The sequence below is a fragment of the Mammaliicoccus sp. B-M6 genome (assembly GCF_022386965.1).
Taxonomy (GTDB): Bacteria; Bacillota; Bacilli; order Staphylococcales; family Staphylococcaceae; genus Mammaliicoccus; species Mammaliicoccus sciuri_A.
The window spans coordinates 88,249-95,185 of record NZ_JAJNHJ010000009.1 but is presented as its reverse complement, the minus strand read 5'-3'; the positions used below and the strand labels follow the sequence as shown (position 1 = coordinate 95,185).

Below are 6,937 nucleotides of genomic sequence, written 5' to 3'. Positions count from 1 at the left end.
CTTTAGAAACAATTTTATTATTCTCTCTTACCTTAATGTGCATAGCATCAACAAATACATACTTATACTGATGACTAACAATAGGTCTACCCGCCCATTCTTTGATTTCAGGATCCAGGTTTTTTATTACGCTTGAAACAGTGGATTTAGACACAGATTTTCCCGTTAGGGATTCCACAATTTTATTAACATTTCTAGTTGAAACACCATTAATATATGCTTCTGTCATCGCTAAAATAAGGGATTGGTCAGAACGTGAATATTGATTGAATACTTCAGTTGTAAATTCACCGTCACGTGTTCTTGGAACTTTTAATGTCAGATTGCCAATAGGCATCAGGAAGTCACGCTCATAATAACCATTACGTTGTGCGTTTCTTCCTGAATTCTTTTGTTTATATCCAGCATTAACATACTTATCTCTTTCCATTTCCATGTATGCATTTATGACAGTCATAGCTATTGTTTTCATAGATGCATTCATATCACTTCCAAAAATAGCACTTGCCAATTCTTCATAATCTAAGTTAACATTTAATTGAGTCATATATAGTCACCTCTACAATTTTTTCTTAGTCGATTACATTGTACTAAAGTGAGCTATATATGGCTCTTTTTTTATTACACAATTATATGGACATATTCCCAGAAACCTCCTCCTCTTCCTCCATCTTCTTCTATTTCAACTTTATTTCCTATTTTATATTCCATAACAGTATGAAGCGCCTCTTCAAAAGTGTATAATTACATTACAAGTGTGTATAAGCTATTTGAATCCCCCAAAATAAATGTTTATGACACGCATGTCAAAATGGATGTGACAAAGTTGCATTTACTAATCATTGTATATGTACATACATCTTCGTATGATTAAGTTACAAAATACTTTTTATATAAGGGAAGGTGTGTTCAATATGGCAGAACAAGCTGAAAAGAAAAAAGGCATTGGTCCTAAGGTTCAAGCTTTTGGTTCATTTTTAAGTAGTATGATTATGCCAAACATTGGTGCTTTTATTGCTTGGGGGCTAATTACAGCACTGTTTATCAAAGATGGTTGGCTACCTAACGAAGAACTTTCTTCAATGGTTGATCCAATGATTAAATATTTAATTCCATTACTTATTGCATTTAGTGGTGGTCGTTTAGTTCACGGTTTACGTGGTGGTGTCGTTGGTGCGACAGCTACTATGGGTGTTATCGCGGCATTCCCAGATACGCCGATGTTAATCGGTGCAATGATTATGGGTCCATTACTTGGTTGGTTAATGAAAAAAGTTGACCAATTCTTAGTTCCTAGAACACCTCAAGGCTTTGAAATGTTATTCAATAACTTCTCAGCTGGTATTCTAGCTTTCATCATGGCGATTGTTGGTTTCAAAGGATTAGCGCCATTAGTTGAAGGACTTATGAAAGTCTTAGGTATGGGTGTTGACTTCTTAGTTTCTCATCACTTATTACCATTAGTAAGTATTATTATTGAACCAGCTAAAACAGTATTCTTGAACAATGCAATTAACCACGGTGTCTTAACACCTCTTGCATCTGAACAAGTAGCTCATGCTGGTAAATCTATTCTTTATACTTTAGAATCAAATCCTGGACCAGGTTTTGGTATTCTATTAGCTTATATGGTATTCGGTAAAGGTACTGCAAAAGCAACTTCATATGGTGCTGGTATCATCCACTTCTTAGGTGGTATTCATGAAATTTACTTCCCATATGTTTTAATGCGTCCTTTATTATTAGTTGCCGTTATTTTAGGTGGTATGACTGGTGTTGCAACATTTAGTATGTTCGACTTCGGTACTACTGGACCAGCATCTCCAGGTTCAATCTTAGCTTATATAGCTATTACACCTAAAGGTAGTTACTTAATTATGTTACTTGGTATCTTCCTAGCAACATTAGTTTCATTTGTAGTTGCATCTATCATCTTAAAATTCACTAAAGACCCTGAAGGCGACATTGAATCAGCTACTGCTGATATGGAAGCTCGTAAAGGTAAAAAATCTTCTGTTAGCGGTGCTTTAACTGGTTCTAAAGAACAAGAAAAAGGTGAAGCTTCTGAAGAAGAAAAAGATGAATCTGAAGAACTATTAGATCAATATGACACAGAAAATATTGATGCACATGATTTCTCTAATGTTAAAAAAGTTATCTTTGCTTGTGATGCTGGTATGGGCTCAAGTGCTATGGGTGCTGGTATGTTAAGAAATAAATTCAAAAAAGCTGAGTTAACTGATATTGAAGTTACAAATACAGCTATTAACCAATTACCAGACGATGCTGATGTTGTCATTACGCAAAAAACATTAACAGATAGAGCAATTAAGAAAAATCCTAAAGCCATTCATATTTCAGTAGATAATTTCTTAAATTCACCAAGATATGAAGAATTAATTAACGAACTGAAAAAATAATTTTACACAAAGGAGTGAAGAACGATGATGATCAGTAACCGGGAAAAGAGTATTCTCAAATTACTATCTGAGCGTCTTCACTCTTTTTTAACAATTCATGATATTGCACAAGCACTTGGTATTTCCTCTCGAACTGTTCATAGAGAGATGAAAAGCGTTGAAGATACACTGAATAAATATCACTTATCTCTGACAAGAGTTCCTAAATTAGGATTACGTATTGAAGGAGAACCAGAAGACATTGACAATTTTGTACAATCATTGACTGAACAAAATACAATTGATTTATCTGATGAAGAACGAAAAGTTATTATTCTATACAACCTTATTCAATCTAAAGATCCAGTGAAATTATATAGTCTTGCGAATGAAATTGGTTCATCTACACATACACTTAACAAAATCATTGAGCAATTGGAACCTGAATTACACACATTTGAACTTTCATTAGAACGAAGACGTGGCGAAGGTTTGATTCTTAATGGTGAAGAAGTCAACAAAAGGCAGTTACTTGCTAGAATCATGTTAGAAAAATTAGATGGTGACAGCGTGTACTCTGTAGTAGAAGATCATTTCGTATATCATACGTTAAACGAAACACATCTTCGAGGTATTGTTGATATAGATAGATTGTTTAATGTTGAACGCTTGTTAATGGATGAACTCGGTACATTACCTTATACATTAACTGAGGCAAGTTACCTCACATTAACGATTCATATCGTTTTAGCAATTGAACGTATTAAGCAAGATGGACATGTAGAAATTGAGGATGATATTTTAAATGAATTGATTTCGACGGATGAATTTAAAGTATCAGAGAGACTTACCAATGTATTAAGCGATATATATGATGTGACATTTAATCATTCTGAAATTGCTTTTATTACAATGCATTTAAGAGGCGCAAGACGTCGCCACGAAACAACTTATGAAAACAATGATATTCATAAGCAGCGCGTTACCGAACTTATAGAATTTGTAAAAGATCAAGGATTTTCATTTAAAGATGAAGATGCCCTATTCAAAGGATTAAATTTACATTTAGAACCTGCGATTAATAGACTTGAGGCAAACATTGAAACCTACAATCCGCTTACCGAAATGATAGAAACCTATGATCAAGAGTTATTTGAAGCTGTTTCATCAGGTTTAAAGATTGTATTCATGAATTATCATTTTCCAAAAAGCGAAGTTGCTTATATCGCACTTCACTTTGGTGGCATGTTACAAGCAAAACAAAGACGTTCATTACATGTTCTCGTTGTATGTAGCAGTGGAATTGGTACAAGCCGTATTCTATCCAATCGTTTAAAACAGCATTTTTCTGAAATCACGCAAACTACCGAAGTTTCTGTCAGTAGTTTGAAGTCGATTGATTTTTCAAAGTATGATGGCATGATTTCAACTGTAGCTGTAGACACAAAGTACCCACATATTACAGTGAATCCTTTATTACCAAAGCAAGACGCTGAAAATGTGAAATACTTTTTGAAATTACAGCAATCTGTTGTCCATGATCCTCAAAATACGCAAAATCAAGAACAACCACTATCATATGAAGATTATGATCGCACTGTAACTTTTATAGAAGAAAGTTTGGCACTGATTCAAAATATGATCGTTGAAAAGAAAAAAGTAACACAGTTAGAACGATATCTCATTCAAACATTGTCCAAGCATCGTGTGATTGACAATACACATACGTTCAGTGAAAAGCTTAACAGCCGAATGAATTTACAAGGCTTTGCATTAACTGGTTATCCAGTTGCTATTCCCCATCTTTCTGATGAATCAATCAAAAAGCCACAATTGATTATTACGGAATTAACAAAGCCACTAATGCTAAAAACGATTGAAAATGAACAACAAGAAGTAAATTGGCTTGTATGTATGTTTATTCCGAGAAATTCGGAACAAGGACAACTTATGAGCGAAGTGTCATCCTTAATTACAGAACATTTGGATGATATTGATCAGTTGTTAAATGATAGGGTAAAGATAGAGAACACACTCAAATCATTTTTCTTAAATAAATTAAAACAAAAACTAACGAAAACGGAGTGAATTAACATGACAAAATTATTTAATCCAGAAAACATTTTTATGAATCTCTCAGTAAATTCTCAAGAGGAAGCTATCGAAAAAGCTGGCCAAGCATTAGTTGAAGAAGGTGCTGTAACTGACAAATATATTACTGCAATGAAAGAACGCGAACAAATCGTTACAACGTATATGGGTAACTTCTTAGCTATCCCACACGGTACAGATGAAGCTAAAACTGAAGTATTAAAATCAGGTCTTGTATTACTTCACATTCCAGATGGCGTAGATTGGGACGGCAATGAAGCAAAAGTAGTCGTTGGTATCGCTGGTAAAGATGGCGAGCATTTAGATATTCTTTCTCAAATCGCTATTGTATTTAGTGAAGAAGAAAATGTTGAACGTGTTATCAATGCACAATCTAAAGATGAAATTCTTGCAATCTTTGAGGAGGTTGAACTTTAATGAAAGCCATTCACTTTGGTGCTGGTAACATCGGACGTGGCTTCATAGGTAAAGTATTAAATGATAATGGCTATGAAGTAACATTCGTCGATGTTAACGAAACAATTATTAATCAAATTAATGAAGAAAAAGCTTATCAAGTTGTTATCGCAAATGAAGAAAATACTAAAGAACCTGTTTCAGGTGTTAAAGGTATCAATAGCATTACTGAAACAGACAAATTAAAAGAAGCGATTTTAGAAGCAGATGTCATTACGACAGCTGTTGGTGTAAATATCTTACCTATTATCGCTAAATCATTTGCATCATTCTTAAAAGAGCGTGAAGCTGGTAAACCGTTAAATATCGTTGCTTGTGAAAATGCTATTATGGCAACAGATCAACTTAAAAAAGCCATTTTAGATATTACAGGTCCTTTATCTGATGACATTAGTTTCCCTAACTCAGCAGTTGACCGTATCGTACCTCAAGGTCAAAAAGAAGGATCATTAGACGTATTAGTTGAACCTTTCTTTGAATGGGTTGTAGAAGCTTCAAAATGGCAAGGTACACAATTACAAGATGTACACTATGTTGATGATTTAACACCTTATATCGAAAGAAAATTATTAACAGTTAATACAGGTCATGCTTATTTAGCATACTTTGGTCAATACAAAGGTTACAACACAATTCTTGAAGCGATTCAAGATGAAGAAATTAATGTAGGTTTACGTGAAGTATTAAAAGAAACAAGTGAATATCTTGTTTCTAACTTCGATGAATTTACGAAAGAAGACCAATCTTACTATGTTGAAAAAATAATTGGTCGTTTCCAAAACCCATATTTATCTGATGATGTAACAAGAGTTGGTCGTGGCGTATTACGTAAAATTGGACCAAACGATCGTATCGTTAAACCGCTAGTAGCATTATCTAAAACGAATAAAAAACATTCTGAACTCGTTAAAGCACTTTGCTATTTATTAGAATATCAAGATGAAAACGATAAAGAAACAGTTGAGAAAAACGACTATATCAAGGAACATAGCGTTGCTGAATTCTTAAGTAAATATGCAGAATTAGAATCAGATATTATCGAAGAAGTAATTATTCAATATACTTCAATCAATAAATAATTATAAAGAAGTCGTATGTTAAATACGACTTCTTTATATGGTTGATTTTATAATATTCCCATTTAATATCGGCATATTTTGTAATTTTCAATTTATTTTATTGATAGAATTAATAATAACCATGCACTTTAATTTTTTGAGATTATATTATACCTACCTTTCGTTTGTGACAGTTATATTATTTATATTATTATTTAATTAAATCCTACTCTTATTAGTTTACATACAGTTATTTTTAGGCTAAAATAAGTAAATAATTGATAACTGTATTTATGAATTAAAAATTTAAAACGCTTCCATATTGATAATGCGAGGCTTTACCACCAAACTGTATTATTTCAATTACAGAAGCAAAATACTCACTTCTAGGGGGATTCAAAATGGCAATTTCTAAAATAGAAAATTGTTCCGATTTATTAGCACTTGTAACATATGTGGACAAATTAAAATCAATCATTAAAAAGGATTTTTCACTTAGCTTTGAAGAATTCGCAGTATTAACTTACATTAATGAAACAGACGATGAAGAATATCATCTTAAAAAAATCATTAGCAAGTTAAATTACAAACAACCACAAATTGTAAAAGCAGTTAAAAACTTATCACAACAAGACTACTTTACAAAAAGAAGAAATGAATATGACGAGCGTACAGTTTTAATTCTAGTTAATAAAAAACAACGTAAATCAATTTCAGAAGTGCTTGAAAAAATCGATAACGAAATCGCTAAGACTGAAATTAACGAATAATATGAATAAAGCGGAGACATTTTATGATGTCTCCGCTTTTTTGTGTGGTGTGGGGGTGATTGGTAAACTAGGTATATACTTGGCAAAGATGTGAGTTTATTCCGACTTTAACTCATATCTTTCACACCCCCCACCTTCCTCA

6 protein-coding genes are annotated in these 6,937 nt (G+C 32.9%); 5 read left to right on the top strand and 1 reads right to left on the bottom strand.

From position 1 onward, the window contains the following. A partial coding sequence (locus LQ693_RS05345; protein WP_239703100.1) for a transposase occupies positions 1-547 on the bottom strand: 547 nt, incomplete at its 3' end. 367 nt (positions 548-914) lie between these two features. Here LQ693_RS05345 and LQ693_RS05340 point away from each other — a divergent pair. The 5 genes from LQ693_RS05340 (at position 915) to sarA (ending at position 6,795) form a co-directional block, all read left to right on the top strand. Further along, positions 915-2,420 (top strand): PTS mannitol transporter subunit IIBC, encoded by a 1,506-nt coding sequence (locus LQ693_RS05340; RefSeq protein ID WP_025905501.1) that lies wholly within the window; start codon positions 915-917, stop codon positions 2,418-2,420. Between the two features lie 24 nt (positions 2,421-2,444). Then, positions 2,445-4,487: a BglG family transcription antiterminator gene (locus LQ693_RS05335; RefSeq protein WP_025905500.1), complete on the top strand. Its 2,043-nt coding sequence runs from the start codon at positions 2,445-2,447 to the stop codon at positions 4,485-4,487. 6 nt (positions 4,488-4,493) lie between these two features. Next, entirely contained in the window at positions 4,494-4,928 is a 435-nt protein-coding gene (locus LQ693_RS05330) for a PTS mannitol transporter subunit IIA (protein ID WP_025905499.1), read from the top strand. Further along, positions 4,928-6,046 (top strand): mannitol-1-phosphate 5-dehydrogenase, encoded by a 1,119-nt coding sequence (locus tag LQ693_RS05325; protein WP_119495557.1) that lies wholly within the window; start codon positions 4,928-4,930, stop codon positions 6,044-6,046. The genes LQ693_RS05330 and LQ693_RS05325 overlap by 1 nt, the downstream gene beginning before the upstream one ends. A gap of 380 nt (positions 6,047-6,426) precedes the next feature. Continuing rightward, positions 6,427-6,795, top strand: coding sequence for a global transcriptional regulator SarA (gene sarA, locus LQ693_RS05320; RefSeq protein ID WP_025905497.1), 369 nt, complete (start codon positions 6,427-6,429; stop codon positions 6,793-6,795). Positions 6,796-6,937: the final 142 nt, after the last annotated feature.

What these genes read in the sequence shown, in the direction of transcription:
- LQ693_RS05335 (WP_025905500.1), top strand. Translation starts at nt 2,445, where the DNA reads ATGATGATCAGTAACCGGGAAAAGAGTATTCTCAAATTACTATCTGAG.
- sarA (WP_025905497.1), top strand. Translation starts at nt 6,427, where the DNA reads ATGGCAATTTCTAAAATAGAAAATTGTTCCGATTTATTAGCACTTGTA.
- LQ693_RS05330 (WP_025905499.1), top strand. Translation starts at nt 4,494, where the DNA reads ATGACAAAATTATTTAATCCAGAAAACATTTTTATGAATCTCTCAGTA.
- LQ693_RS05340 (WP_025905501.1), top strand. Translation starts at nt 915, where the DNA reads ATGGCAGAACAAGCTGAAAAGAAAAAAGGCATTGGTCCTAAGGTTCAA.
- LQ693_RS05325 (WP_119495557.1), top strand. Translation starts at nt 4,928, where the DNA reads ATGAAAGCCATTCACTTTGGTGCTGGTAACATCGGACGTGGCTTCATA.